Below are 24696 nucleotides of genomic sequence, written 5' to 3' on the forward strand. Positions count from 1 at the left end.
GCTGCCGGCCGGACAGCACACGCGAGGTCATCATCCACACGCCGCATCACGTCGGCCGGGCCGTCTCGGAGAACTGATATGTCTTGCCGAAACCTTACGGCGCTGGGCGTCGCCTGTGCCGCGGTACTTCTGTCCGTCTCCGCGTGCACGACGGACCGTGCGGACGCGGCGTCGCCCGAGCGGCCCCAGGACTCGACCACGCCCGCCCCGGTAGCGGACGGCATCGTGCCCAGCACCACGCGGCCCTCCCCGCTGAAGCCGCCGGAGCCGGACCCTGGCGCGTCACTCGCGGGCCGCCGGAAGGTGACCGCCGGGAACGCCGTCGTGCCCTACAGCAAGGGGAGAAAAGGTGACGCCCTCACCGTTTCGGTGAGCTGCCAGGGCCAGGGGAAGATCACAGTGGCGGTACGACCCGTGCTCGTCTCGTTCCCCCTGGAGTGCGATACCGGCCAGGTCAGCACCATCTCCAACCAGCTGGCCCTGTCCGGGGTGGAGCGCGGTGGAGTCGTGGCCGTCGAGGCGCCCCAGGACGTGCGGTGGTCGCTGACCGTCGGCCGCGGCGCACCGGCGAAGACGGATTCGTCGGGTGACGACTGAACTTCCGCCGGCCGGCCGGGGCTTCCTCAGGTACGGAAGCCGATGTGGACGTGGTCATGGTGAGTGGCGTCGCTGAAGAACTGGTTCGGGGTGCGGCCGCCGGAGAGCAGGACGGGGCCGCCGACGTTGTAGGAGCCGGCGGCCGCCGCGTCGCGCATGAAGCGTTCGACGAGGGAGCGCGGGGTGGCCGGGTCGACGACCGCGTGGCCGTCGATCTGCCAGACGTCGAAGGCGCGCCCGCGCGGATGGTCACTGGGCCGGCTGGTGCCGAAGACGTGCAGCGGGTGCCCCGAGCGGACCACACTCACGTACATCCGGTACGTCCCCGCCAGACGCAGCATCGCGGTGGGCACGCTGTCGTGGACCCGGCCGCTCCTCAGGTCGGCCTCCGCCGCGGGCGGCAGCGCGATCCGGGAGTCCGACAGCGTTCGCCGCACCACCGTCGGCGGCGAGGCCTCCGGCGGGCCCGGCCGGGCCGGGTGCAGCGCGGTGACCGTCCATCCGGTCCGGGACCGGACGAGCCGTACGTCGACCGTCGTGCCGCCCGGACGGACTGCGCCGCCGTGCCGCGTCCACTGCCGGCACACGACCAGCACGCTCGCCGAGTCGGTGAGGATCCCGCCGTACTGGGCCTCCACCACCTGCAACACGGCCTCGTCGGCGGACGGCAGCAACGGCCCCGCCTGCGCCACGAGACCCGTCGGCAGGCCCTGGGCGGCCACTCTGGCACGGGCCGCGGACGCGCCGCCCCTGCCGCCGGGCCAGGCGCCGATCGCCGCGACCAGATTCACGGCCCGCCGCTTCACCTCCGGGTGGATCTCGGCGGGACCGGGGCGCCAGAGGGTGGTGTGCGGGAGGACCGCCCCGGTGTTCGTGGGGGACGGATACGTGGCGGAGGAGGCCCGCTCCGTGGTGGCGCCCGCGCAGCCCGCCGCCCCGAGCAGCGCGCCCGCCATGCCCAGCAGTACGGTTCTGCGCCCCGCGGGGCGCGCCGCGCGTTCCCGCCCATCGGTCATGCCCTCCAGTGTCCGCCCGCACCGCGCGACGGCCCAAGCGAAGGCGACCGACGGCGTGCAGGTCGGGGCGGGGCACGGGCACGCCCCGCCGCACCCGCGCCAGGCGCCGGCTCAGTGAACGCCCACGCGGCGTACAGCTCAGGGGCCGCGCACCGTAACCCTGCCCCGCCCCCCGCCGAGTGGCGGCTCAGCGGACGCCCATGAGGCGCGGCGCACGCCGGCCCTCTCCCGTCCGTGCCGGGCGACGGGCCGGTGAAGGCGGCCCCCAGCGGGCTTCTCAGAGGCCCGGGCGCAGGCGGGCCGCGAGTACGGTGATGTCGTCGTCCGTCCCGGCAACCTCCGGGGCCGGGGCGCACAGGAATTCGCCGAGGATGCCGTCCAGGAGTTTGCCGACTCCCGCACCCGGCCCCGTGCGCGGGCCGGAGAGCCGGGCGAGCGAGGTGTCGATGTCCTCGCCGCGCCGCCCGATCAGTCCGTAGGTGAACAGGACCAGCGTGTCGTCCGGGGCGAGGGGCAGCCTCGTCGCCTCGTGGGCGGCGAGCCCGGTGCCGGGGCCGGTGCCGATCGGGGGGCCCACCCGCAGCGGGACCGGCCCGGCCGTGCCGTCGGCGTGGAAGACGACCGGCGGCAGGTGCCCCGCGCTCGCGATCTGGGCCGTGCCGTCCGCCGGGTCCAGCAGGGCCAGCAGGCAGGTCGCCGGGCGGCGGCCGCTCTCCGCGGACATCATGGCGTCCAGCCGGCGCAGGATGCCGTGCGGCGCCAGGTCGGTGGAGGCGACGTACCTCAGCGTGGAGCGGTAGGCGTTCATGTCGACCGCCGCGTCCAGGCCGTGGCCCATGACCTCGCCGACGACCAGCAGGACGCGGCCGGAGTGCAGACGCAGCGTCTCGCACCAGTCGCCGCCCACGCGCCCGTCCGTGCCGCAGGGCGCGTAACGCGCCGCCAGATCCACGTCCGGGTGCGTGCGTTCCGGGTCGGGCGGCAGCACCTTCCGCAGGTCCCACACCCGCGGGCCGGCCTGACGCTGCTCCTCCGAGTGCCGCATGTGCGCGGCGGCCAGCCGTGCCGCGTGGTGGACGGCCGCGGTCTCGTCGTCGCGGAAGGGCCGGTCGGCACGCAGGGCGAGGGCGACGCCGTAGACCCGGTCCCAGGCGAGCAGCGGCACCGAGAGGGTCACCAGGGCCGCGCCGCCGTGGCTGGACGAGGCCGTGATCGGATGGCCCGCGTCCAGGGCACGGACGGAGACCCGGTCCCGCGGGGCCTTCTCCAGGCTGTCGAGGAGGTCGCGCCGCCCGGCCACGGCGGCGGAGTGCAGGGACTCACCCGCCTCACGGTGGCCCTCCAGCGGGCCGTAGAGATCGACGGTCGCCGAGTCGCACAGCTCGTCGACCAGGAACGCGGCGAGTTCGGCCGCCGTCCTGCGGTCGTCGAGGGTCGTACCGATCGCGGCGACCGCTCGCCGGGCCAGTGCGAAGCGGTCCGTCGCGGCGCTCCCGGGGCCCGACACCAACTCGCCTTCCACCACGACCCCTTTCTGCCGTTCTGCCGGATTCATCCCAGCACTGCGGACGGGCCTCGGGAGGTAGCGACCCGCGGGCCGGGTCCGCCGGAGCGGATTCTTCACCGGGGTGAGCACCGGTGCGCGCGGCAGGGGCGGGACGAGAGCGGGGCGGGCTTCTCGGACACCCCCTCACCTCCGGCTTCACGAAGCCCTAACATCATGGCCAACAACACCCTGACCAGGGCCAAATGTTCACGAGAAGTGAGGGCAGTGTGGCAGAGACCGAGGGACCGGCGGTGCCCGAGCGCCTGCTGATCACCCGTACCACGGCCGACGACGGCAGCTGTGTCGTGGCCCTCGCCGGAGAGGTCGACCTCGACGGCAGCGCACAACTGCGCGACGCGCTGCTGTCCTGCCCCGGGACCGCGCCCGGCACCGTGGTCGACCTCGGCGACGTGACCTTCATGGACTCCAGCGGGATCAACGCCCTCATCACCGCCCACCAGGCCGCACAGGCGGGCGGCACCCGGCTGCGGCTGGCCGCACCGCAGGAGCCGGTGCTGCGGGTGCTCCAACTCGTCGGCGTGGACACGCTCATACCCTGCTACCCCACCCTGGAGGCGGCCCTGGCCTCCCGCTGACCCGGGGGACCCGGTCACTCCGGTGTGCCGTACACCTGCCGGATGTTCGGGCGGGGGGCCGGCCGGTGGCGGGCCGCCGGGCCCTCGGCGAAGGCGCGCAGCAGGTTCTCCGTGGTGCGGGTGACGAAGGCCCGGGTGCGGGCGTCCATGCCGTGGTCGCGGCCGCCCTCGGGGGTGCCGGCCATCAGCGCCTCCACCCAGCGCATGGTGCCGGTGGCGAAGACGCCCGCCCCGCTCGGCACCGTGCAGTACGCCGAGTCGCTGTGGCTGCGATTGCCCGCGCACACCAGCGGTGAGTGCGCGGTGATCTCCAGCGGTGCCGGGACGGGCGAACCGGGGGTGACCCGGTCGTACTCCACTCCGACGAGGTGGTCGAAGCTCTCGCCGGGGCGCGCTCCCGTTCCCTCGTACAGCCAGTGGTCCGCCGCGTGCACGATGTACGGGGCGTCCACCGGATAGCCCTCGTAGAGGACCCCGGTGAGGGACGACTCCGGGTCGGCGCCCGGTGCCTGCCGGAAGTCGGTGGTGACCAGGGCGGGACGGGACGGGTAGCAGGGGTCGTCCCGGTAGGAGGACTTGTAGCAGACGACGGTGCGCCCGGCCCCCGCACCGTCCCCTTCCAGGCGGACCCGGCGGAAGCAGGTGTTGGCGCCGAGGAAGGCCACGTTGGTGCCCGCGTCGCGGGCCTCGGCCACGTGCCGGCGCTGCTCGGGCGTCCAGTATTCGTCGTGGCCCAGGCAGACGAGCGCGGTGGCGCCGCGCAGCACGCCGGGGTCGTGGTGCAGGTCGGTGCCGGTGGTGTACGCCAGGGGTATGCCGAGGCGTTCGGCGAGGACCACGGCCGCCCACTCGTACACGAGGAACTTCTCGGCGCCGTCGGCGTCGTAGGGCCGGTCGAAGCTGACGGCGAGAGAGCGGGTCGCGTACGTGCCGGAGGCCCCGTTGTACAGGCTGGAGCCGCCCCATCTGTTGTACGCCTGCCAGGTCGCCGGGGCGTGCAGGAGTACGGTGCGGTCGGCGCCGTGCGTGGAGCGCACGATCAGCGGGACGTACCGCTGATGGCCGTTGTCGGTGTCGAGGCGCAGCAGGTAGGCGCCTTCGGGCCAGCCCTCGGTGCCGAAGGCGAGGGTGCGGGGCCAGTCGGCGCGTACGGTGCGGGTCGCCGACAGTGTCCGGGCGGCGGGCCGCGCCCGTCCACGTACGGGCCGGGAGCGCCAGACGAGGCGGGCGTGGCTGCCGCCGTACCAGCCGACGCGGAAGGCCGAGACGCGGAACGAGGACGCCGTGGTCGACACGTGCAGGCCGCACTCCTGGCCCGGGGTGACGCTGATGCGGTCGGTGAAGCCGGCCACCGCGTCGGGCGGCCCCGTGGAGCTGATCCGCCAGTCCCGGGTGCCCGGGCGGTCCCGCTCGGCCTCCGGGCGGCGGCCGTCCGTGGCGGGGGACGGCCGGTTCGCGGAGGTGTGGTCGCAGGCGACGGCCGCCGCGCCCAGTCCGGCCCCGGCGCACAGACAGAGGAAGCGTCTGCGGGCGGGACCGTGCGCGGAGCCGTCCTCCGGGTCTCCCGTGTGCCCCGTGTCCCCCGTGCGCTCCTGTGCGTGGTGCGGGCTCACATCGCCTCCCTGGGGGTGAACGGGCCCTCCCCGGCGGATTCGGCGTGCCTCCGACGAAGGTAGCGGCCGCGGCGGGGGTCCGCACGGGCGCGACAGCTGCGGGGCGGACCACTGGGTGCGTCTTCGGCACAGGCGTACGAGCCGGCATACGGGCAGGCGTACGGGCACGGCTGCGGGGCCGTCGGGCGGTGATGGCCTCGACGGCCCCGTGAGCGGTGGTCTGCGCGCCGCCGGTGCGGCGGCGGACCTCAGCCGGTCCTGCCGCGTCCGGTGACGGCGTCCCGGATCCGGTCGACCAGTCCGGCGCCGGGCGCGAGGAGCTTGTTCGCGGGCGGCCTGTCCGGGGCGGCGGGGTGCGGCCGGGTCGGTGCGGTCTTCTTCGCCGAGCGCACCTTCTCGCCGAGCTCTTCCAGTTCCTCGGGCTTGGTGGCCTCCCGCAGCAGCGGGAAGAGGTTCTGTTCCTCGTCGGTGACGTGCTCGCGGATCTCCCGCATCAGACGGCCGACGAGCTCGTCGAACCGCGGGTCGTCCACGCCGAGGCCCTCCAGGTCCTTCATGGTCTGCTCGGCCTCGGCGTGGTCCTCGACCTCGCGGTCGGCGATCGTGTTGCCGTCCCGGACGAAGCGACGCACCGCCGGGTACAGGTGCATCTCCTCGGCCACGGAGTGGCGGACCAGTTCGATGGTGGCCTGGTCGGCCAGGTCCTTGCGCCGCGCGTTCCCCATGGGGAGGGCCTCCATCTGCGCGAAGATCTCCTCCACTTCGCGGTGGTCGGTGGTCAGTTCCTGAATGACGTCTCCGCCGTGTCCCATGGCCGGGCTCCTTGCTGCTGGACCTGGGGTCTTACCGCTGGACCGCCGCCGGGTTCCCACCCCGCGCGACGGCACACCACCGGGTGCCTCCGTACCGTGTGGGCCGATTGCCCCGGCGTGCGCAGGGAACCCGGGGGAATGCCGCATACGAACCGCTCACCCCCTGGAGAGGACCATGAGTCTGCTGCGCGTGGCCGGTCGGCCCCTGCTCGCCTCCATGTTCGTCGTCGGAGGCATGAGTTCCTTCCGCAGTCCCGAGGAGCTGGCGCCGATCGCCGAACCCGTCGTACGGCCGATCACCGAGCGGGTGGCGGCGCTGCCGGACCGTACCGAGCAGGTCGTACGGCTCAGCGGCGGCGTCCAGGTCGTGGCGGGCGTGCTCCTCGGTCTGGGGTGGTTCCCGCGGCTGTCGGCCGCGGCCCTGGCCGGAACCCTCGTACCCACCACCATCGCCGGGCACCGCTTCTGGGAGGCGGAGGACGACACGAGCCGCGCCCAGCAGCGCATCCACTTCCTGAAGAACCTGTCCATGCTGGGCGGCCTGCTGATCGCGGCCGACGACACCGGCAGCGGGCCGTCCCTGCTGTGGCGCGGCCGTCACACGGCCCACGAGCTGCAGCGCGAGGCGCGGCTGGTGCGCCGGTCGGTACGGGCGACGGCGCGCCCGGCCGCCGCGCTCGGCGGCCTGCGCGCCAAGCTGCCCGCCCGCGACGGCGGATGAGCGACGGGGAGGACACCATGAGCGAGCACGCCCGCGCCGGTAGCCGCCTCCCGGTGTTCACCGGGCAGTCCGGTCACGAACTGCTCGGGATCTACCTCAACGACCATCTGGCGGGCGCCACCGCGGGCACGGAACGCTCCCGCCACCTGGCCATGGCGACCCGGGGCTCGGAGATCGGCGACGCGATGGCCCCGATCGCGGCCGAGATCGCCGAGGACCGCAGGAGCCTGCTGGAGATCATGCGCGGCCTCCAGATCCCCGTACGCCGCTACAAGGTGTACGCCGGCCGCCTCGGCGAACGGGCCGCGCGGCTGAAGAGCAACGGCGGACTGGTGCGGCGCTCTCCGCTGAGCACCCTGCTGGAGCTGGAGCTGCTGCAGTTGGGCATCCGGGGAAAGGCCTGCGCGTGGGAGGTGCTGCGCGGGCTCGCCGACCGGGACACGCGCCTGGATCCGCAGCGCCTGGACGACCTCTTCGAGCGGGCCGGGCGGCAGTACCGCGTCGTCGAGGACCTGCGCAGGCTCCAGGCCGCGGAGGTCTTCCGGGACCGCTGAACGGCCGCCGCGATCCATGTGCGTGCATGGGCCAACGATGACCGACGCTTGGTTCAACAGTCCAGACTGATAAACCTATTGTTACTACGTGGACGTCGAACAGGTCGGTACGGGCACCACCACAGACTCCCCGGAGAGCACGGCACGCGAGGACGGCACGGCTTCCCTCGCCTCCGATCTGCGGGTGACCGTCGCGCGGATCACCCGGCGGCTGCGGCAGGCGCACGCCGTGGGTGACGTGTCGCTGTCCGGCATGTCCGTGCTGGCGCGGCTCGCCGCCGACGGCCCGGACTCGCCCGGCGCGCTGGCCGAACTGGAACGCGTCAGGCCGCAGGCGATGGCGGCGACCCTCGCCGCGCTCGAACAGCGCGGCCTGGTCCTGCGCTCCGCGCACCCCGTCGACCGGCGCCGCTGCGTGGTGGCCGTCACCGACGCCGGGCGCGACATGCTGGCCGCGCGGCGCACCGAGTCCGTCGGCCGGCTCGCCGACGCCATCGAGGAACTCACCCCGCGGGAACAGCGCACGCTCGCCGCCGCGCTGCCCCTGCTCGACCGGCTGGCGGAACGGCTGTGACCCCCCGTACCCCCGCCGTCGTGGGCCCCCACTACAAGTGGGTCGCCCTGTCGAACACCACGCTGGGCGTGCTGATCGCCACGATGGACGCCTCCATCGTGATCATCTCGCTGCCGGCGATCTTCCGCGGCATCGGGCTCGACCCGCTCGCGCCCGGCAACATCGGCTATCTGCTGTGGATGATCCTGGGCTATCTGCTGGTCTCGGCGGTGCTCGTGGTCGTACTCGGCCGGCTCGGCGACATGTTCGGCCGGGTACGCATCTACAACCTCGGGTTCCTGGTCTTCGCCTTCGCCTCCGTGGCGCTGTCCCTCGATCCGTTCAGGGCCGGGGCGGGTGCGCTGTGGCTGATCCTGTGGCGGGTGGTGCAGGCCTTCGGCGGGTCCATGCTCACCGCCAACTCGGCCGCCATCCTCACCGACGCCTTCCCCGCCGGGCAGCGCGGGACGGCCCTGGGCATCAACCAGATCACCGCGCTGGCCGGCCAGTTCCTGGGCCTGCTCGCGGGCGGGCTGCTCGCCACCGTCGACTGGCGTGCCGTGTTCTGGGTGAGCGTGCCGATCAGCGTGGGCGGCACCATCTGGTCGTACCTGAGCCTGCGGGAGACGGCGCCGGGGCGGCGCGGCCGTATGGACTGGCCGGGCAACCTCACCTTCGCCGCGGGCGCCGGAATCCTGCTCGCCGCGATCACCTACGGCATCCAGCCCTACGGCGGGGACGCCACCGGCTGGGGCAACCCCCCGGTGCTCGCCGGGCTGGTGGGCGGCTGCCTCCTGCTGCTCCTGTTCTGCTTCGTCGAGACACGCGTCGCCGAGCCCATGTTCCACCTCGCGCTGTTCCGGGTGCGGGCGTTCGCCGCGGGCAACGTGGCCGCCCTGCTGACCGCGATCGCGCGCGGCGGGCTCCAGTTCATGCTCATCATCTGGCTCCAGGGCATCTGGCTGCCCCTGCACGGCTACGACTTCGAGGACACCCCGCTGTGGGCGGGCCTCTTCATGCTGCCGCTGACGCTCGGGTTCCTGCTCGCCGGTCCCGTCTCCGGCCATCTCTCCGACCGGTTCGGCGCCCGGCTGTTCTCCACGACGGGCCTGCTGCTGGTGACGGCGTCCTTCATCGGCCTGCTGGCCCTGCCGGTGGACTTCGCCTACGGGCCGTTCGCGGCGCTGCTGCTGATCAGCGGGTTCGGACAGGGCATGTTCTCGGCGCCCAACACCTCGTCGATCATGGGGAGCGTGCCTCCGGAGTACCGCGGTGTGGCCTCGGGCATGCGCTCCACCTTCCAGAACTCGGGCACCGCCCTGTCCATCGGCGTGTTCTTCTCGCTGATGATCTCGGGGCTCGCGTCCTCGCTGCCGTCTGCGCTGGGCGACGGGCTGCGGGCGCACGGCGTACCGGCGGCCGCGGCCCAGCACGCCGCCTCGCTGCCGCCGGTGAGCACGCTGTTCGCCACGTTCCTCGGCGACAACCCCGTACAGCACCTGCTGGGACCGAGCGGAACGCTCGACCGGCTCCCCGCGGCGCAGCAGCAGGCCCTGACCGGGCACACGTTCTTCCCCGAGTTGGTCTCCGGGCCGTTCCACCACGGTCTGACCATCGTGTTCGGCGTGGCCGCGGCGATGGCCCTGGTCTCCGCGGTCGCCTCGGCGCTGCGCGGCCGGCACCGGCTGCCCGAGGAAGGGGCCCGGCGGCCGGCTCCGCTGCCCGGACAGACGCCGGCGGGACCCTCGCTCGACGAGCAGGGGTCCCGCTGAGGGCGTTCGTGCCGGTCCGGTGGCGCTCCCGGACTCGTCCGGGAAGGGTTCGTCCGAGGGGCGCTCGGGCCGCCGTCCTCGCCAAATCGGCGTCAGCCCTTGAAGATGTCCTTCGTCTTCTCCTTGGCCTGGCGGGCGTCGCCCTTGGCCTTCTCGGCCTGTCCCTCGGCGGTCATCCTCTCGTTGCCCACCGTGCGGCCGACCGTCTCCTTGGCCTTCCCCTTCATCTGTTCCTTCTTGGCCTTGCCCTTCTGGTCACCAGCCACAGTCGCTCACTCCCAGCGGAATCGGTGTCGGTGTCACCATGCGGGTGCTCGGCGAAGCGGTGGCCAAACCTCCGGATCTCGCTGCCGATCACGACGAGTGACCGGCGGCGTCAGCCGTGGCCCGCTCCGGTGTGCTCGGCGCTGACCTCGCGCGGACCGCGCCGGCCACGGGGGTGCCGGTAGCGGCGGAAGTCGAGGACTGCGAGCGCGAGGGCCCCCAGCAGAGCCACCAGGGCGCAGCCGACGGCGTAGGTCACGGCCTCGCGGTAGTCCCTCCCGTTCTCCGCGAGCACCATGTAGAACAGGCCGGGCAGGGCCGCCGTGCCCACCGCGCCGCCGAGCCGCTGTCCGGTCTGCAGGGCACCGCCGGCGGCCCCGGCCATCCGCACCGGTACGTCACTCAGTGTCATCGTCACGTTCGGGGAGATGACGCAGCCGCTGCCGACGCCGCCCACGAACAGGGCGGGCGCGGCCCACCACGCCATGGCGTCCGGCGGAGCCGACCGCAGGATCAGCGCGGTGGCCGCCAGCCCGAGGACGACCGTGACCAGCCCCCAGACGGTCAGCAGCCGTCCGAACCGCTCCACCAGCCTCCCCGCGACCACCGCCGCGGCCGCCGAGCCGATCGCGAACGGGGTCACGGCGAGACCCGAGTCCAGTGGCGTGTAGCCGAGGCCGTCCTGGAAGAACAGGGCGAACACCAGCCACACCCCGCTGAAGCCCACGAAGTACAGCGTGCCCAGCGCGGTGCCGGCCGCGTAGCCGCGGGTGCAGGTCAGGAGCCGTGGATCCAGCAGCGGCCCGCCGTCGCGTGCCGCCACCCGCCGCTCCCAGCGGGCGAAGGCCACCAGGAGCACCAGACCCACCACGAACAGCCACCACAACCTGCGCACTCCCCCGCTGTCGGCGAACACCAGGGGCAGCATCAGGCCCAGCACCCCGGCGCCCAGCAGGAGCACGCCCGGCAGGTCGAGGTGTTCCCGGCGGCCGGGCGCCACGCGGGGCAGCAGCCGGAGGCCGAGCAGCAGCGCGAGCGCCCCGATCGGCACGTTGACGTAGAAGATCCAGCGCCATCCCTGGGTGCCGTGCGCCAGCGCCAGGATCAGTCCTCCGGTGACGGGGCCCACCGCGCTGGAGATGCCCACCGTGGCGCCGAAGAGCCCGAAGGCACGGCCACGTTCGGCACCGCGGAACATCTGCTGGATCAGCGCCGAGTTCTGCGGGGCGAGGCAGCCCGCGCAGGCGCCCTGCGCGATCCGGGCGACGACGAGCCAGGTGATCGTGGGTGCGGCGCCCGCTCCGGCGCTGCAGATCACGAAGCCGGCCAGGGACCACAGGAAGATCTTGCGCCGTCCCACCGCGTCGCCCAGCCGGCCCGCCGGAACCAGGACGAGGGCGAACGACAGGGCGTAGCCGGAGACGACCCACTGCACGGAGGCCGGCGAGGCCGTCAGGTCCCGCTGCATCGACGGCAGCGCCACGGCCACGATCGTCACGTCGAGCAGGCTCATGAACCCGGTGGCGAGCGTGACCCACAGGGCCTTCCACCGCCTCGGATCACGCCCCGCCGCATCGACGGCACGCGCACCCCTGTTCACGAAGGCTCCTCGTTCACGAAGGCTCCTTCCGATCAGCACCGAAGCCCGCGCCGGGCCCCGGGCGGTCGCCTTCAGCACGCGCCCCGGCCAGGCGGGCCATCCACAAGCACCTGAGACCGACGGTCGACATGCACACGCGCACCCGCCTGGCGGGCCACAGCCGCGCCTGCCCACGACGGAGGGCGGTACCCACACGCGTACCCTCCCAGCGGGCGACAACCGCCCGCACCCCCGACCGACCGTCGATATCCGCACGCGCACCATCCCGGCGAGCCACATCCGCGCCCGCCCTCGACCGGCGAACGTTCCACGCACGCATCCGACGCGCGCCTCGTGCTCCACGGCTGCCCTCCCAGCGTCGGCTGATCCCCGCGCGGAGCCGGCTCGGCTCGGCGCCCTTCGCCGCGGTCCCTCACACCCGGCTCGACAGGCGCGTCGGCGCGAGAAGGGGAAATATATGGGTGTGAGGTTTGCGCACCGGGGTAGACGCTGCGGGGTCCGCCTTGATCAACAAACTTGATCAGGAAGGTGGACGCGTTACGAAGGTGTTCCGGATGAGAGGGAGGGCCGCACGATGGCGGTGACCACAGCGGCGAAGGCGACTCGGGCTCGTACGGAGCTGCCGGAGGTGGCCGACCCCTCAAAGGTCGCGCCCACCGACGCGCGGGCCCTGTCACGGCTGTTCTTCGAACGGCTGACGACGCTGGAGGAGGGCACGCCCGAGCACCAGTACGCGCGCAACACGCTGATCGAGATGAACATGTCCCTGGTCCGCTACGCGGCCGGCCGCTTCCGCAGCCGGGGTCCGCAGGAGATGGAGGACATCGTCCAGGTCGGCATGATCGGCCTGATCAAGGCGATCGACCGGTTCGAGCTGGCCCGCGAGGTGGAGTTCACGTCCTTCGCCGTGCCGTACATCGTCGGTGAGATCAAGCGCTTCTTCCGCGACACCTCCTGGGCCGTGCACGTACCGCGCCGGTTGCAGGAGGCCCGCGTCGAGCTGGCCAAGGCCACCGAGGAGCTCGGCAGCCGGCTGGGCCGCAAGCCCACGACCGCGGAGCTCGCGGAGCTGATGAACCTGCCCGAGCCGGAGGTCGTCGACGCGATGGTGGCGTCCAACGGCTACACCTCCGCCTCCCTGGACGCCGCCGTCAGCGGCAGCGAGGAGGGCGAGAACGTCCTCGCCGACTTCATCGGCGCCGAGGACACCGGCATGGAGCTCGTGGAGGACCTCCACAGCCTGGCTCCGCTGCTGGCCGAACTCGACGAGCGGGACCGGGTGATCATCCACATGCGGTTCGTCGAGGAACTCACCCAGGCGCAGATCGGGGAGCGGCTGGGCATCTCGCAGATGCATGTCTCCCGCCTGCTCAACCGGCTGCTGGGGCGGCTGCGGCAGGGGCTGCTGAGCACCCGCTGAGCAACGTCCTCCCGTCCGGGGGCTTTTACGCCTTGTGCGCCAGGCGGGCGAGCCCGCGCAACACACGGCTGCGCCCCTGGTCCGGGACCGTCCACAGGGTCTGGCCGCGCACCCCCCAGCGCTCCAGCAGGGCGTTGGCGGCCAGGAATCCGCTGGTGGCCGCACGTTCCATGAGCGCCACCGGCAGATCCGTACGGACCGTGTCGCCGGCGAGCACCAGGTACGGGTCGGCCGTGCGCACGGTGGGCCGGTCACGGTAGCCGCCCACCGGGAACAGCGGGCAGTCCGCCCGCCACTCGTGCCGTTCGTCCATGACGCGCGCGGCCCGCGTCTCGGGGTACACCCGGTGCAACTGCCCTACGAGCCGATCCCGTTGGACGTCCGGGTCCGCTTCCTCGGGCAGGGCGTAGGCGTGCAGCTCGACCACGGACCCACCGGTGCGCGCGGCCCAGCGGGCGGCCTCGCCCTCCCAGCGCTCCAGCACGCTGACGTTGTCGAGCGTGCCGTATCCGCTCGTGCCCAGGAAGCCCGGACGGTCGCGGGCCACCGGGCGGTCCAGCCAGAGGCGGGAGACCAGGAAGGGCGGCGCGGTGCGCAGGCGGCCGATTCCCGCGCGCCACGCGGGGTCGCCGAGCCGCGCGGAGTCCGCGACGAGCCGCCGCAGCCCCGCGACGTCGAGGGCCAGCACCACGGCGTCGTGGTGGCGCGGTCCGTCCGGCAGGGTCACGGTGAATCCGCCGTGCGGAGCCGGTACGACGCTGTGCACGGGTGCCGACGTGCGCAGTTCGGCGCCGTGCCGCCGCAGGTAGCGGGCCAGGGGGTCCCACAGGGCGGCCGGGAACGGCTCGGCCGGGACGTCGAAGAGGAGCCCCTCCGCGGAACCCAGGAAGTAGATGTGGAACATGAGGACCATCTCGGCGGCCGACAGCTCCCGCGGGTCGGCGAAGAAGCTCCTGGAGAAGACCTCGAAGGCGAGGTGACGCGCGGCCTCGGGGAAGCGGATCGACTCCAGGAAGTCGTGGGCGCTGACGTGGTCGAGGCGGTCGTAGACGTCGGGCACGCGCACGTCGAGCAGCGGCAGCGCGGCGACCGGGCGCATCCGGGTCAGGTCGCGCGGTGGGAAGGACGGGCTCAGGGCCGCGAAGCCGAGGGCGCTCCAGGGCGGGGTCCGGGGCACGTGCCGGAAGCCGTCACGCATCCCGGAGCGGTGCCACAGCGGGTAGTCCGGCAGACCGTTCAGCCGTTCCAGGCCCGGATCGGTCCGGCGCAGCAGCCCGCGCAGGTTGTAGTACTGGCGGAAGAAGGCGTGGAATCCCCGGCCCATCGTCACGGTCGTGCCGTCCCGCAGTGTGGTGGGCCACCCCGCGAGGCGTCCGCCGAGGACCGGTTCACGCTCGTACAGGGTGACCCGCACACCGCGTTCCGCCAGCGCGGTCGCCGCGGCCAGCCCGGCGACACCGCCCCCGACGACGGCCGCCGCGGGGGCCGGCCCGCTGATCCGCGGCGCGCCCGGGACCGGCAACAGCACCCCGGCACGCCGGTCCCGGCCACGACGGACACGACCCGTCGGCCTCGAACGCGAGGCCGCCTCGCGGCCGGCGGGCACGCCTGCCGCGACGCGCGGACCGTCACCACCGGGGCCATCGCTCACGGGGGCCGCTTCGCAGTCGCCGGAACCATCGCTCGCGGGGGCCGGCTCGTAACCGCAGGGGCCATCGGCCTCGGCGGCCGGGACGCGACCGCGCCTGAGGGGACCGGTCGCGGTGGTCGGATCGTCGGCGACCGGACCGCAGCCACATGCAGCGGGACCAGCCGCGGTGGTCGGCTCGCAATCGCCAGAGGCAGCGCTCGCGACGACCGGACCGCAGTCGTGTGCCGCGCGACCGGTCGCAGTGGTCGGGGTGTCGTCGTGCGGTGTGGGCATGCGGGCTCCGTGGGTCGTGGGGTATCGCGCGGGGAGGTGTCGCGCACGGCGGGGGGCGGTCAGGGGTCGGGGAAGGGGCGGCGGGGCAGGCGGGGCAGTTCGAGTGCGGAGCGCAGCATGGGTCGGACGGGGGTGCGCAGGCCGATCGCCAGGTCCTCGTGGAGCCCGGTCCAGCCGTCGAGGAAGCGCAGCAGCCGCCGTGCCGGAACCCGCCGGAACAGCTCGGCGAAGAAGGCCGCCCCGTCGACGCGGCCGCTGTCGAGGGCGTGCAGCAGGACGGCGTCCATGACCCGTGCGCGGGTCCGGTGCGCGGGCGGCGGCAGGGGACGGCGGCCCGCGTGGAGCGCGGCGGCCACGGCGCGCGTCTGGCGCTGCACGGCGGCGAACGTGAACCCGGTCGACGGGCGGGTCGCCCCGGAGGCCGCGCCGATGAGGAAGACCGACGGCCCGCTCTGCCGGGCGAACACGGCGTCCGTCATCGGGATCACCCCTGACTCGGTGCCGGTGACCTCGAAGCGGCCGAGCCGCAGCACGCTGCCCGTGTAGTGCCGCAGGGCGGCCTCGTACGCCTCGCGCGGCAGGACCCGCGCGGAGAACTCGGTGTACTCGACGAGCGCGTGCCGCCGCCCGGTGGGCAGGACGTACCCGAATGACAGCCCGTGCGCCGGCTGCGGTGTGCGGAAGTCCATGAACTCCACGGTGTGCGGGTCGAAGACGGGTCGGTCGTGGCGCACGAACCAGCCGTGGAAGTGCTGGAGCAGCGTGGTCCTGGCCGCCGGGAGGCTGCCCGGCGGACGCGAGTCGAACACCCAGCGCGCCCGCACGGCCACCGGTCGCCCGTCGGCGGTACGGGCGCGCACCTCGGCGCCGCCGTGAACCGGCTCGACGGTCTCGACCGCGGCCGTCAGCCGCCGCGTGTCCGGGCTGCCGGCCGTCCAGTGGGCGACGAACGTCTCGAAGTCGTCCGACCGGAGCATCTTGTAGCGCAGCGGGGCGATGTCCCGTTCGGTGGCGTGCCCGTCGGCTCCGTGGACGCGCAGCCGCCGCCAGGACGTGGTGAGGGCCGCGTCGTAGGGGCCGTTCTCCGTCTCCCAGTAGCACCAGGTGCGGTGGGGCGGGCGCAGCGGGCCCGGCGGCGCATCCAGGAGGACGACGGTCACGGGGCGTGCCCCGGCGGGGCGCCGGGCCAGCCAGTGGGCCAGGGACAGGCCCGCGGCTCCCGCTCCGACGATGGCGACGTCCGCCTCCAGCACGGTTCAGGGCTCCTTCCCGCCGCGCCCGTACGGACTCGGGCGTCACGCGAAGCATTCCGGCTGTTCCGGGCGTCCGGATGCAGCGCGCGCGGCGTGTCGGCGGGGGCGGCGGGCCCGGTGGGGCGGTTTCCCCGCAACGTGCCCCCGTTCGGCGCATCCGGCGAGGCCGTCGCCGAGGAATGACTCAGACGAACCGTGCTTCGCCGAACCGTGCTTCGGCCATGCGAGAGGAATGGGTGATGACCAGGACCCTCACCGGGCGCACCGATCACGTGGTGGTCGTCGGTGCCGGTCTGTCCGGGCTGTCGGCCGCCCTGCATCTGCTGGGCGCGGGCCGCCGGGTCACCGTCGTCGAACGGGACCCGCTGCCGGGCGGGCGGGCCGGGCGGCTGGTGCGGGGCGGCTACCTCATCGACACCGGTCCGACCGTGCTGACCATGCCCGACATCGCCGAGGAGGCGTTCGCCGCGGTCGGCGAGCGGCTCGGCGACCGGGTGGAACTGGTCCCGCTGCGTCCGGCGTACCGGGCGGGGTTCGCCGACGGCGCCGTGCTCGACGTGCACACCGACGCGGCCGCGATGGAGGCCGAGGTGGAGCGCTTCGCGGGCGGCGCGGAGGCGGCGGGGTACCGGCGGCTGCGCCGCTGGCTCGAACAGCTCCACCGGGTGCAGCGGCGCCGGTTCATCGACGCCAACTTCGACTCGCCGCTGCAACTGGTCAACGCCGATCTGGCCCGGCTGGCCGCCCTGGGCGGCTTCGGGCGGCTCGACGCGCGCATCGGCCGTTACCTGCGGGACGAACGGCTGCGGCGGGTCTTCTCCTTCCAGTCCCTGTACGCGGGGGTGGCACCGCACCGGGCGCTCGCCGCGTACGCGGTGATCGCCTACATGGACACCGTCGCCGGGGTGTACTTCCCGCGCGGCGGCATGCACGCGCTGCCCCGGGCCATGGCGGATGCCGCCGCCCACGTGGGCGCCGACCTGCGGTTCGGCCGGGACGTGATCCGGCTGGAACGGTCAGGCGACCGGATCACCGCGGTCGTGACGGCCGACGAGCGCATCCCGTGCGACGCCGTCGTCCTCACGCCGGACCTCCCCGTGGCCTACCGCCTGCTCGGGCGCACGCCGCGCCGCCCGGTGCCTGTGACCCATGCGCCGTCCGCCGTGGTCCTGCACGCCGGATGCGATCGCACCTGGCCCCAACTGGCGCACCACACCCTGTCGTTCGGGCGGGCGTGGCGGCGCACCTTCCACGAACTCACCCGGACCGGAGAGCTCATGAGCGACCCCTCCCTGCTGATCACCCGCCCCACGGCCACCGATCCGGGGCTGGCCCCGCCGGGCCGACATCTCCACTACGTCCTGGCGCCCTGCCCGAACACGACTCTGGGGCCCTCCGCCGCGCAGTGGGGCGACCTCGCGCCGCGCTACCGCGACGCGCTGCTCACCGAGCTGGAACGCAGGGGCCTCGCGGGCATCGGGTCGGCGATCGAGACGCAGTGCCTGGTCACTCCGGCCGACTGGCAGGCTCTGGGCCATGCGGCGGGCACGCCGTTCTCCGCCGCCCACACCTTCGCGCAGACCGGTCCCTTCCGGCCCCGCAACCTGGTGCGCGGCACCGAGAACGCGGTGCTGGCCGGGTGCGGCACCACGCCCGGCGTCGGCGTGCCGACCGTCCTGCTGTCCGGCAAACTGGCGGCGGCCCGCATCACCGGAGGGGCGGCGGCCGGGCCGGGGACGCGCAGACCGGCGCGCACGGCGGCCCAAGGGGCGCGCTCATGACCGGCCACGAGCTGGACGCGGCGGGCATCACCGATCCGGCGCTGCGTCAGGCGTACACGCGGTGCCGGCGGCTGAACGCCCGTCACGGCAGGACGTACTTCCTCGCCACCCGGCTGCTGACCGCCGAGCGGCGGCCGGCGGTGCACGCCCTGTACGGGTTCGCACGCTGGGCGGACGACATCGTCGACTCGCTCGACCCGGCGGTGAGCGCGAGTTCGCGGTCCGCGGCACTCGCCCGGCTCCAGGAGGAACTGGAGTCCGCTCTGCGCGAGGGCCGCAGCGACGAGCCGACGGTGCGGGCCGTGGCCGACACCGCGCGCCGGTACGGGATCGACCACCGCCACTTCACCGACTTCATGGCCTCGATGCGCAGCGATCTGGAGGTCACGGACTACGCGACCTACGCCGACCTGCGCGCCTACATGCACGGCTCGGCGGCGGTGATCGGGCTGCAGATGCTCCCCGTGCTCGGGACGGTGGTGCCGCGCGAGGAGGCGGCCCCGCACGCCGCCGCGCTCGGCGTCGCCTTCCAGCTCACCAACTTCCTGCGGGACGTGGGCGAGGACCTGGACCGCGACCGGGTCTACCTGCCCGCCGACCTGCTGGCAGCGCACGGGGTGGACCGGGAGCTGCTGCGCTGGAGCCGGGACCGGGACCGCCCCGACCGGCGCATCGTGGCGGCGCTGCGCGCTTTCGAGGACCTCACCCGGCGGGTGTACCGCCGGGCCGCGCCCGGCATCGCCATGCTCGACCCGGTGTCCCGGCCGTGCATCCGGACCGCGTGCGTGCTGTACGCGGGCATTCTCGACGCTGTCGCCGACGCCGGGTACAGCACGGTGCGGCAACGGGCCGTGGTGGCGCGCAGGCGCCGTGCGGTGGTCGCCGCGGACGGTCTCGTCCGGGTGGCCGCGGCCCGCCTGACCGAGCGCCGCCGTGGCCCCGTTCGTACGGAACGGCCCCTTTCCACGCCCCTCATCACGCCCTCCGCGCCTTCCGCCCCGGCACGCCAGGAGGTCGTGTGAGCTCCCGGCAGTCCCCCGGCCGCCCGCGGCGCCGGCTCCTGCGGGTGCGGCCGCGTCCCGTTCCCTGGCAGGACCAGCGCCCGACCTGGGTGGACGCCCGCCCGGCCGTCATCGCGCAGGCGCTGAAGCGGGCGCAGGCCCGCCCGTCGGGCAACTGGTACGTCGTCGGGCCCACCCGTGACGTGGGCGGCGGGCGCCCCATGGCCGGGACCGTCGGCGGCCGGGAGGTCGTCGTCTGGCGCGGCGCGGGGGGCCGGCTGGTGGCCGGTCCCGGAATCTGCCCGCACCTGGGGGCACCGCTGGCGGACGGCGCGGTCCGGTGCGGCACGCTGATCTGCCACTGGCACGGACTCGCCCTGGACGGGGCCCCGTTCGCCGACTGGGAGCCGCTGCCGGTGCACGACGACGGGGTGCTGGTCTGGGTGCGCCTGGACGACGTCGGCGGTGAACCGGCCACCGCCGCGCCGTTCGTTCCCCGGCGGCCCGCCGGTTCCTCCTCGCTGCCGGCCGTCTACGTGGGCGTCGGCGTCTGCGAGCCCGAGGACGTGGTCGCCAACCGGCTGGACCCCTGGCACGGCGCCTGGTTCCACCCGTACTCGTTCGTGGACCTCAGGGTGGTCGCCCCGCCGGAGGGGGGCGCGCGCCGCGGCGGGACGGAGGGCGACGACGGTTTCACCGTGGACGTGTCCTTCAAGGTGGCGGGGCGGCTTGTCGTGCCCGTGCGGGCGGAGTTCACCGCCTCCGAGCCGCGCACGGTGGTCATGCGCATCACCGAGGGCGAGGGGCGGGGCTCGGTGGTGGAGACACACGCCACGCCGCTCGGCCCGGACTCGTCGGGCCGGCCGCGTACCGCCGTCGTGGAGGCGGTGATCGCCACCTCCGACCGTCCGGGCTTCGCCGCGGTCCGCCGCGCGGCGCCGCTGCTGCGACCGCTGATGCGGGCGGCGGCGGGACGCCTGTGGCGCGACGACCTCGCCTACGCGGAACGCCGCTGGACCCTGCGCTCCATGAACCGCTTCCCGGGCTGACGGTCACGCTCCCTAGGATCCGGCCGCGCGTTCGGGTGGGGCCGGCCGGCCGGTGGCCGGGGCGGCCCTGCGGCCGTCGCCGAGGAGGGTCTGCTGGGCGTGGGGGACCACGTGGATGAGGCGCAGGACACCCCAGAGGATCAGTCCGGCGCCGATCAGCTCCGGGAGCAGCCACCAGCCCGTGCGGATCTGTTCGCCGAAGAGCGTGACGCCCAGCAGGAGGCTCACCGTGGCGTCGCCGAGCGTCAGCGCCGGCTGGGAGGCGGCCAGCGAGCCGGCCTGGAGGGCGTTCTCCAGCAGCAACAGGGCGCCGATCCCGGTGAGCGCGAACCCGTACGTCTGCCAGGTGGTGAGGAAGACCGGGAGGCCGGAGGCGTCAAGGGTGCCGGCCGCCGACTTCAGCAGGGCGGCGGTCAGGGCGTTGCCGATGGCGGCGGCCGCGGCCAGCACGGCGGCGCGGAACAGGGCGGGGCGTCCCGGCCGGGCGAGGACCACCGCCGCGGCCATCGCCCCGAGGCAGACCGCCAGGGCCGGGATCCACCGCATCATGGACGCCTGGTCCCGGGCCCCGGAGGGGGCGGCCGAGACCAGGACCAGTGTGAGCCCGCCGACCATGCCCGCCACGCCCCACCAGCCCGCCCGTGGCAGCCCCCGGTGCATCAGGGGGGCGGCGATGAGCAGGGCGAACGGCAGTTCCAGGATGAACAGGGGCTGCACCAGTGCCATCGGCCCGTTCACCAGGGCGAGAGCCTGGAACAGGGCGGCCCCCATGACCCCGCCGATACCCGCCAGCCAGGCGGGGCGGCGTGCCAGGGCGAGCAGCAGACGCAGGCCGCCGCCGCGCGCGACCGTGGAGGCCGCCTTGCGCTGGAAGGCCGTGCCCATGGCGTTGCTGGCGGCCCCCATCACGGCGAAGCACGCGGCCAACCCGATCACACGTCCACCATGCCCGACCGGCGCCGTGCCGTCCTGCGGTCGGAGAGGCCATACATCGGCCTTATGAGTCCATAGACGGGACCCGCGTACCAACTTAGGTTTGCCTTAGTTTAGGGTTGCCGACGAGTCGAACGTCCTCGCTCGAAGGGAACCTGATCATGCCCCGCCCCCTGCGGGTAGCCATCGTCGGAGCCGGCCCCGCCGGGATCTACGCCGCCGATGCCCTCCTCAAGTCCGACGTGGCCACCGAGCCGGGCGTGTCCATCGACCTCTTCGAGCGCATGCCGGCCCCGTTCGGCCTGATCCGCTACGGGGTCGCGCCCGACCACCCCCGGATCAAGGGCATCGTCACGGCCCTCCACCAAGTGCTCGACAAGCCGCAGATCCGGCTCTTCGGCAACGTGGACTACCCGGGCGACATCAGCCTGGACGACCTGCGCGCGTTCTACGACGCCGTGATCTTCTCCACCGGTGCGACGGCCGACCGGGCGCTGCCCATACCCGGCATCGAGCTGGACGGCTCGTACGGCGCCGCCGACTTCGTCTCCTGGTACGACGGGCACCCGGACGTGCCGCGTACCTGGCCGCTGACGGCGCGGAAGGTCGCCGTGCTCGGGGTCGGCAACGTCGCCCTGGACGTGGCCCGCATCCTGGCCAAGACGGCCGACGAGCTGCTGCCGACCGAGATCCCGCCGAACGTGCACGAGGGCCTGAAGGCCAACGAGGCCGTGGAGGTCCACGTGTTCGGCCGCCGGGGCCCGGCACAGGCCAAGTTCAGCCCGATGGAGCTGCGGGAGCTGGACCACTCCCCCACGATCGAGGTCGTCGTCGACCCCGAGGACATCGACTACGACGAGGGGTCCATCGCGACCCGGCGCGGCAACAAGCAGGCCGACATGGTCGCCAAGACGCTGGAGAACTGGGCGATCCGCGACGTCGGCGACCGGCCGCACAAGCTGTTCCTGCACTTCTTCGAGTCCCCGTCCGAGATCCTCGGCGAGGACGGCCGGGTCACCGGCCTGCGCACCGAGCGCACGGAACTCGACGGCACCGGCAACGTCAAGGGCACCGGCACCTTCAAGGACTGGGACGTCACGGCCGTCTACCGCGCCGTGGGCTACCTCTCCGACAGGCTGCCCAAGCTGCCCTGGGACCTGGAGTCGGGCACGGTCCCGGACGAGGGCGGCCGGATCACCGCCGAGTCCGGTGAGCACGTGCGGTCCCTGTACGTCACCGGCTGGATCCGGCGCGGCCCCGTGGGCCTCATCGGCCACACCAAGGGCGACGCCAACGAGACGGTCGCCAACCTGCTGGACGACTTCGCGAACGGGCGCCTGCACACCCCCGCCTCGCCCGGCCCGGAGGCCGTCGACGCCTTCCTCGCCGAGCGGAACGTCCGCTTCACCACCTGGGAGGGCTGGTACCGCCTGGACGCCGCCGAGAAGGCCCTGGGCGAGCCGCAGGGCCGCGAGCGTGTGAAGATCGTCGAACGCGAGGACATGCTCCGGGCGAGCGGCGCGTAATCCCGCGCGCGCCCGCACGGATTCCGACGCGGGACGAGCCGGGCCCCGCGAGGGGCCCGGCTCGTCCCGCTGTACGGGAGACAGGTGCGCGCAGGCGCACGCACCGCCCCGCCCGGTCGCCTAGGTGTTCGCGCACACGTTCCCGGCGGCGGGGTTGAGCAGGCCGATCAGGTTGAGCGAGTTGCCGCACAGGTTGAGGCCGAGGTCGAGGGGGACCTGGATGACGTTGCCGGAGAGCACCCCGGGGCTGTTGCTCGCCGAACCGGTCGCGCCGGCGTCGGCCGCGGCGGTCCCCGCGCACGTCATCAGGGCCGCGCCGGCCAGTGCGGCCGCAGCCGTCATTCTGATCCTCATGGAGAACTCCTGTCGCTCGAAGAACACGGGCGTTCCCACGGTGAGGGTCCCGGGCCCCGCAGTACACCGTTCCACCGCCGAATGCAGTAGGACTGTCAGCCTCTCAGGGCGTGACCTGCTCCGAACGGGGAAGGCGGCCCCCGAGGCGTCGGTCCTGCCGGAGTTCCGGTGCTCCGGCGCCCCCGTCAACGCCGCGCCGTCGCCCGCCGGAAACTCGCGGTGGGCGTCCACGGGCCACCGCCCGGACGGGCTGACCACCGAGAACGCCCGGCCGGATCACGCGTATGGCCCTGGGCCGGCGGTGCCGCCGCCGCGGCGGTACGGGTGTCGACCCCGCCCGACCGGGCATGATCCGGCTTGGCGATACTGAACGCACATGCCGTCCCCGCTCTCAGATTGGCTCATGTCGAACTCTCCCTCCCCCCGTCCCGCGACACCTCCCACGGTGTGGCCGGCCCGCGGCCGCCACACCGGGCCCGCCGCGGAGGACGTCGTACGGCGGCACCTGAAGCAACTCAAGGCCGACGGCGTCGTCTTCGACCACCTCGAACCGGAGGACGCCGGCCCCGGCGGCGAGAAGGTCTTCGAGGCCCGCTGGCTGGTGCCCGGGGAGGTGACCGTACGGGCCCGGCTCATGCTGTCGCCCCTCACCGGCTCCGGATCCGGACAGTCCGCCCCGGAGCACGAGTGGGTGCTGATGGCGGAGGCGGAGCAGCCGTGGGATCCGCGGTGGCCCTCCCCCGCCACCATGTTCTGGCCGCAGGGGCCCGACGCCGGCTGGCAGTACGAGGCCGTCACCGGGCTGCGGCTCGGCGAGGTCACCCCCCTCCCGGAAGACGACAAGGACCTCCGGCGGATCCTGCGGCACGCGGCGCGGGACACCTGGACGCTGCACGTCGTCGTCCACGAGGCCATGACGCCCGACGAGCGCGGCCGGGCGGCTGTGGTGCGGGGACTGCCCGAGGGGCTGCGGCACCGGGTGGTGGAGCACCGGGCCGCGCCGCACCGGTTCCGGGCCGTGAACTGGGTGCTGGACGACTTCGGCGTCCGGCTGCCCCGCGGTGGCGCCGTGGTCCTGCCCGGCAGTCCCGCGCCGCCCGGCTACGACGTGGCCGACTTCTCGGTGCGCAGCGTCTTCCTCGACGGCACGGAACCGGCCGAACTCATCGACGCCCTCAACCGTTTCGCCGCGCTGCCCCGGCCCCTGCCGAACGGCGCCGACCGCGCCCTCACCGCACTGCGCGAGGACTGGCGGCTGCTGACCTTCGAGGAGGAACTCGCCCGGGCGCGCGAGCTCGTCACCATGTACTCGGAGGCCCTGGAGGCGATGACGAAGTCCCGGGACCTGTACAAGGAGGCCGCCGAGCGCGCCCACGAGGCCCTCGCCGTGTACCGGGAGGCGGAGGCCGGGGGCGTACTGCCCGCCGGGAAGCAGGCCCGTACGGCCACGGGCTCCGCCTTCCAGCAACTGGCGCGCGGACTCGGGCGTCTGAAGGGCACCGCCCTGTCGCTGCGCCCGGGCAGTGCCCCGGAGCGGCGGCCGAAGGCCGGTGCGGCTCCTTCCGACGACGATGGCGCGACTCCGGCCGGCGGGGACGCCGGCACGTCCCCACCGGCCGGAGGCTCGGATCCGCGGACCGGGGACTGAACCCGGTTCGCGGCGGTAAGGGTGCCCGGACCCGCCGGGCGACGCGGCCCGGACACGCGGTCCGCGCGGCGGCACGTCCGGGAGGCCGCCCGGACGCGCCGCGGCAGGGCGGCTCCCCCGAGGGCGGCACCGTCCGTCGGGCCCTGGGCGTTCACTTCCGCAC

At 74.0% G+C, this 24696-nt stretch carries 22 protein-coding genes; 12 read left to right on the top strand and 10 right to left on the bottom strand.

Annotation, left to right across the window (positions count from 1 at the left end; translation table 11 throughout):
* Positions 1 to 225: 225 nt before the first annotated feature.
* Positions 226 to 597, top strand: a complete 372-nt coding sequence (locus ACIP4X_RS19410) for a hypothetical protein (RefSeq protein WP_401349596.1) — start codon at positions 226 to 228, stop codon at positions 595 to 597.
* Positions 598 to 623: 26 nt separating this feature from the next.
* Here ACIP4X_RS19410 and ACIP4X_RS19415 read toward each other — a convergent pair whose 3' ends face one another.
* Positions 624 to 1613 (bottom strand): hypothetical protein, encoded by a 990-nt coding sequence (locus ACIP4X_RS19415; RefSeq protein WP_358732420.1) that lies wholly within the window; start codon positions 1611 to 1613, stop codon positions 624 to 626.
* 277 nt (positions 1614 to 1890) lie between these two features.
* Positions 1891 to 3168 carry a PP2C family protein-serine/threonine phosphatase gene (locus tag ACIP4X_RS19420; protein WP_401349598.1) on the bottom strand — a complete coding sequence of 426 codons (1278 nt, stop codon included), beginning with the start codon at positions 3166 to 3168 and terminating at the stop codon, positions 1891 to 1893.
* Positions 3169 to 3386: 218 nt separating this feature from the next.
* On the opposite strand from ACIP4X_RS19420, the gene ACIP4X_RS19425 reads away from it, so the two are divergent.
* A complete protein-coding gene (locus ACIP4X_RS19425) occupies positions 3387 to 3755 on the top strand; it encodes an anti-sigma factor antagonist (protein ID WP_391455359.1) in 369 nt (122 codons plus the stop codon).
* Between the two features lie 14 nt (positions 3756 to 3769).
* On the opposite strand, the gene ACIP4X_RS19430 is transcribed toward ACIP4X_RS19425, so the two are convergent.
* Together ACIP4X_RS19430 and ACIP4X_RS19435 are read right to left on the bottom strand one after the other, a co-directional pair.
* A complete protein-coding gene (locus ACIP4X_RS19430; protein ID WP_401349602.1) occupies positions 3770 to 5368 on the bottom strand; it encodes a N,N-dimethylformamidase beta subunit family domain-containing protein in 1599 nt (532 codons plus the stop codon).
* 248 nt (positions 5369 to 5616) lie between these two features.
* Complete coding sequence (locus tag ACIP4X_RS19435) at positions 5617 to 6180, bottom strand: hemerythrin domain-containing protein (protein WP_401349605.1); 564 nt, start codon at positions 6178 to 6180, stop codon at positions 5617 to 5619.
* 175 nt (positions 6181 to 6355) lie between these two features.
* On the opposite strand from ACIP4X_RS19435, the gene ACIP4X_RS19440 reads away from it, so the two are divergent.
* The 4 genes from ACIP4X_RS19440 to ACIP4X_RS19455 all read left to right on the top strand — a co-directional run bounded on the left by ACIP4X_RS19440 (position 6356) and on the right by ACIP4X_RS19455 (position 9780).
* Positions 6356 to 6901 carry a DoxX family protein gene (locus tag ACIP4X_RS19440; RefSeq protein WP_401349608.1) on the top strand — a complete coding sequence of 182 codons (546 nt, stop codon included), beginning with the start codon at positions 6356 to 6358 and terminating at the stop codon, positions 6899 to 6901.
* A gap of 17 nt (positions 6902 to 6918) precedes the next feature.
* Positions 6919 to 7455, top strand: coding sequence for a hypothetical protein (locus ACIP4X_RS19445; RefSeq protein ID WP_358732431.1), 537 nt, complete (start codon positions 6919 to 6921; stop codon positions 7453 to 7455).
* 88 nt (positions 7456 to 7543) lie between these two features.
* Positions 7544 to 8029: a MarR family transcriptional regulator gene (locus ACIP4X_RS19450; RefSeq protein ID WP_391455354.1), complete on the top strand. Its 486-nt coding sequence runs from the start codon at positions 7544 to 7546 to the stop codon at positions 8027 to 8029.
* Positions 8026 to 9780, top strand: coding sequence for an MFS transporter (locus tag ACIP4X_RS19455; protein ID WP_401349612.1), 1755 nt, complete (start codon positions 8026 to 8028; stop codon positions 9778 to 9780). Before ACIP4X_RS19450 ends, ACIP4X_RS19455 begins: the two co-directional genes overlap by 4 nt.
* A gap of 92 nt (positions 9781 to 9872) precedes the next feature.
* Here ACIP4X_RS19455 and ACIP4X_RS19460 read toward each other — a convergent pair whose 3' ends face one another.
* Positions 9873 to 10046, bottom strand: coding sequence for a CsbD family protein (locus ACIP4X_RS19460; RefSeq protein WP_358732434.1), 174 nt, complete (start codon positions 10044 to 10046; stop codon positions 9873 to 9875).
* A gap of 110 nt (positions 10047 to 10156) precedes the next feature.
* Positions 10157 to 11644: an MFS transporter gene (locus ACIP4X_RS19465; protein WP_401349616.1), complete on the bottom strand. Its 1488-nt coding sequence runs from the start codon at positions 11642 to 11644 to the stop codon at positions 10157 to 10159.
* A gap of 574 nt (positions 11645 to 12218) precedes the next feature.
* Here ACIP4X_RS19465 and ACIP4X_RS19470 point away from each other — a divergent pair.
* Positions 12219 to 13064 (top strand): SigB/SigF/SigG family RNA polymerase sigma factor, encoded by an 846-nt coding sequence (locus ACIP4X_RS19470; RefSeq protein ID WP_358732438.1) that lies wholly within the window; start codon positions 12219 to 12221, stop codon positions 13062 to 13064.
* Positions 13065 to 13089: 25 nt separating this feature from the next.
* Here ACIP4X_RS19470 and ACIP4X_RS19475 read toward each other — a convergent pair whose 3' ends face one another.
* Positions 13090 to 14592, bottom strand: a complete 1503-nt coding sequence (locus ACIP4X_RS19475) for an FAD-dependent oxidoreductase (protein WP_401349620.1) — start codon at positions 14590 to 14592, stop codon at positions 13090 to 13092.
* Between the two features lie 455 nt (positions 14593 to 15047).
* On the bottom strand, positions 15048 to 16241 hold the full coding sequence (locus tag ACIP4X_RS19480) for a lycopene cyclase family protein (protein WP_401349623.1): 1194 nt from the start codon (positions 16239 to 16241) through the stop codon (positions 15048 to 15050).
* Between the two features lie 239 nt (positions 16242 to 16480).
* Between ACIP4X_RS19480 and ACIP4X_RS19485 the strand changes: the two genes are divergently transcribed.
* The 3 genes from ACIP4X_RS19485 to ACIP4X_RS19495 are packed head-to-tail and all read left to right on the top strand — an operon-like array spanning position 16481 to position 20072.
* Positions 16481 to 18022 carry a phytoene desaturase gene (locus ACIP4X_RS19485; RefSeq protein ID WP_358732443.1) on the top strand — a complete coding sequence of 514 codons (1542 nt, stop codon included), beginning with the start codon at positions 16481 to 16483 and terminating at the stop codon, positions 18020 to 18022.
* Complete coding sequence (locus tag ACIP4X_RS19490; RefSeq protein ID WP_358732445.1) at positions 18019 to 19044, top strand: phytoene/squalene synthase family protein; 1026 nt, start codon at positions 18019 to 18021, stop codon at positions 19042 to 19044. The genes ACIP4X_RS19485 and ACIP4X_RS19490 overlap by 4 nt, the downstream gene beginning before the upstream one ends.
* Positions 19041 to 20072: a DUF5914 domain-containing protein gene (locus ACIP4X_RS19495; RefSeq protein ID WP_358732447.1), complete on the top strand. Its 1032-nt coding sequence runs from the start codon at positions 19041 to 19043 to the stop codon at positions 20070 to 20072. The genes ACIP4X_RS19490 and ACIP4X_RS19495 overlap by 4 nt, the downstream gene beginning before the upstream one ends.
* Positions 20073 to 20084: 12 nt before the next feature.
* Here ACIP4X_RS19495 and ACIP4X_RS19500 read toward each other — a convergent pair whose 3' ends face one another.
* The gene (locus ACIP4X_RS19500; RefSeq protein WP_358732449.1) at positions 20085 to 21008 is read right to left on the bottom strand and encodes a DMT family transporter; all 924 of its coding nucleotides are present in this window, start codon (positions 21006 to 21008) and stop codon (positions 20085 to 20087) included.
* A 158-nt stretch (positions 21009 to 21166) separates the two neighbouring features.
* Between ACIP4X_RS19500 and ACIP4X_RS19505 the strand changes: the two genes are divergently transcribed.
* Positions 21167 to 22531, top strand: a complete 1365-nt coding sequence (locus tag ACIP4X_RS19505) for an FAD-dependent oxidoreductase (protein WP_358732451.1) — start codon at positions 21167 to 21169, stop codon at positions 22529 to 22531.
* A 120-nt stretch (positions 22532 to 22651) separates the two neighbouring features.
* Here ACIP4X_RS19505 and ACIP4X_RS19510 read toward each other — a convergent pair whose 3' ends face one another.
* Entirely contained in the window at positions 22652 to 22885 is a 234-nt protein-coding gene (locus tag ACIP4X_RS19510) for a chaplin (RefSeq protein WP_358732452.1), read from the bottom strand.
* 403 nt (positions 22886 to 23288) lie between these two features.
* Here ACIP4X_RS19510 and ACIP4X_RS19515 point away from each other — a divergent pair, with 403 nt between their 5' ends.
* A complete protein-coding gene (locus ACIP4X_RS19515; protein WP_358732453.1) occupies positions 23289 to 24533 on the top strand; it encodes a hypothetical protein in 1245 nt (414 codons plus the stop codon).
* The last annotated feature ends 163 nt before the right edge of the window (positions 24534 to 24696 follow it).

This window comes from Streptomyces sp. NPDC088817, assembly GCF_044750345.1.
Lineage (GTDB): Bacteria > Actinomycetota > Actinomycetes > Streptomycetales > Streptomycetaceae > Streptomyces.

Bases quoted from the DNA above. Each gene is read 5' to 3' on its own strand.
- ACIP4X_RS19440 (WP_401349608.1), top strand. From the start codon at position 6,356: ATGAGTCTGCTGCGCGTGGCCGGTCGGCCCCTGCTCGCCTCCATGTTC.
- ACIP4X_RS19515 (WP_358732453.1), top strand. From the start codon at position 23,289: ATGTCGAACTCTCCCTCCCCCCGTCCCGCGACACCTCCCACGGTGTGG.
- ACIP4X_RS19470 (WP_358732438.1), top strand. From the start codon at position 12,219: ATGGCGGTGACCACAGCGGCGAAGGCGACTCGGGCTCGTACGGAGCTG.
- ACIP4X_RS19490 (WP_358732445.1), top strand. From the start codon at position 18,019: ATGACCGGCCACGAGCTGGACGCGGCGGGCATCACCGATCCGGCGCTG.
- ACIP4X_RS19415 (WP_358732420.1), bottom strand. From the start codon at position 1,613: ATGACCGATGGGCGGGAACGCGCGGCGCGCCCCGCGGGGCGCAGAACC.
- ACIP4X_RS19420 (WP_401349598.1), bottom strand. From the start codon at position 3,168: ATGAATCCGGCAGAACGGCAGAAAGGGGTCGTGGTGGAAGGCGAGTTG.
- ACIP4X_RS19485 (WP_358732443.1), top strand. From the start codon at position 16,481: ATGACCAGGACCCTCACCGGGCGCACCGATCACGTGGTGGTCGTCGGT.
- ACIP4X_RS19510 (WP_358732452.1), bottom strand. From the start codon at position 22,885: ATGAGGATCAGAATGACGGCTGCGGCCGCACTGGCCGGCGCGGCCCTG.
- ACIP4X_RS19505 (WP_358732451.1), top strand. From the start codon at position 21,167: ATGCCCCGCCCCCTGCGGGTAGCCATCGTCGGAGCCGGCCCCGCCGGG.
- ACIP4X_RS19435 (WP_401349605.1), bottom strand. From the start codon at position 6,180: ATGGGACACGGCGGAGACGTCATTCAGGAACTGACCACCGACCACCGC.
- ACIP4X_RS19445 (WP_358732431.1), top strand. From the start codon at position 6,919: ATGAGCGAGCACGCCCGCGCCGGTAGCCGCCTCCCGGTGTTCACCGGG.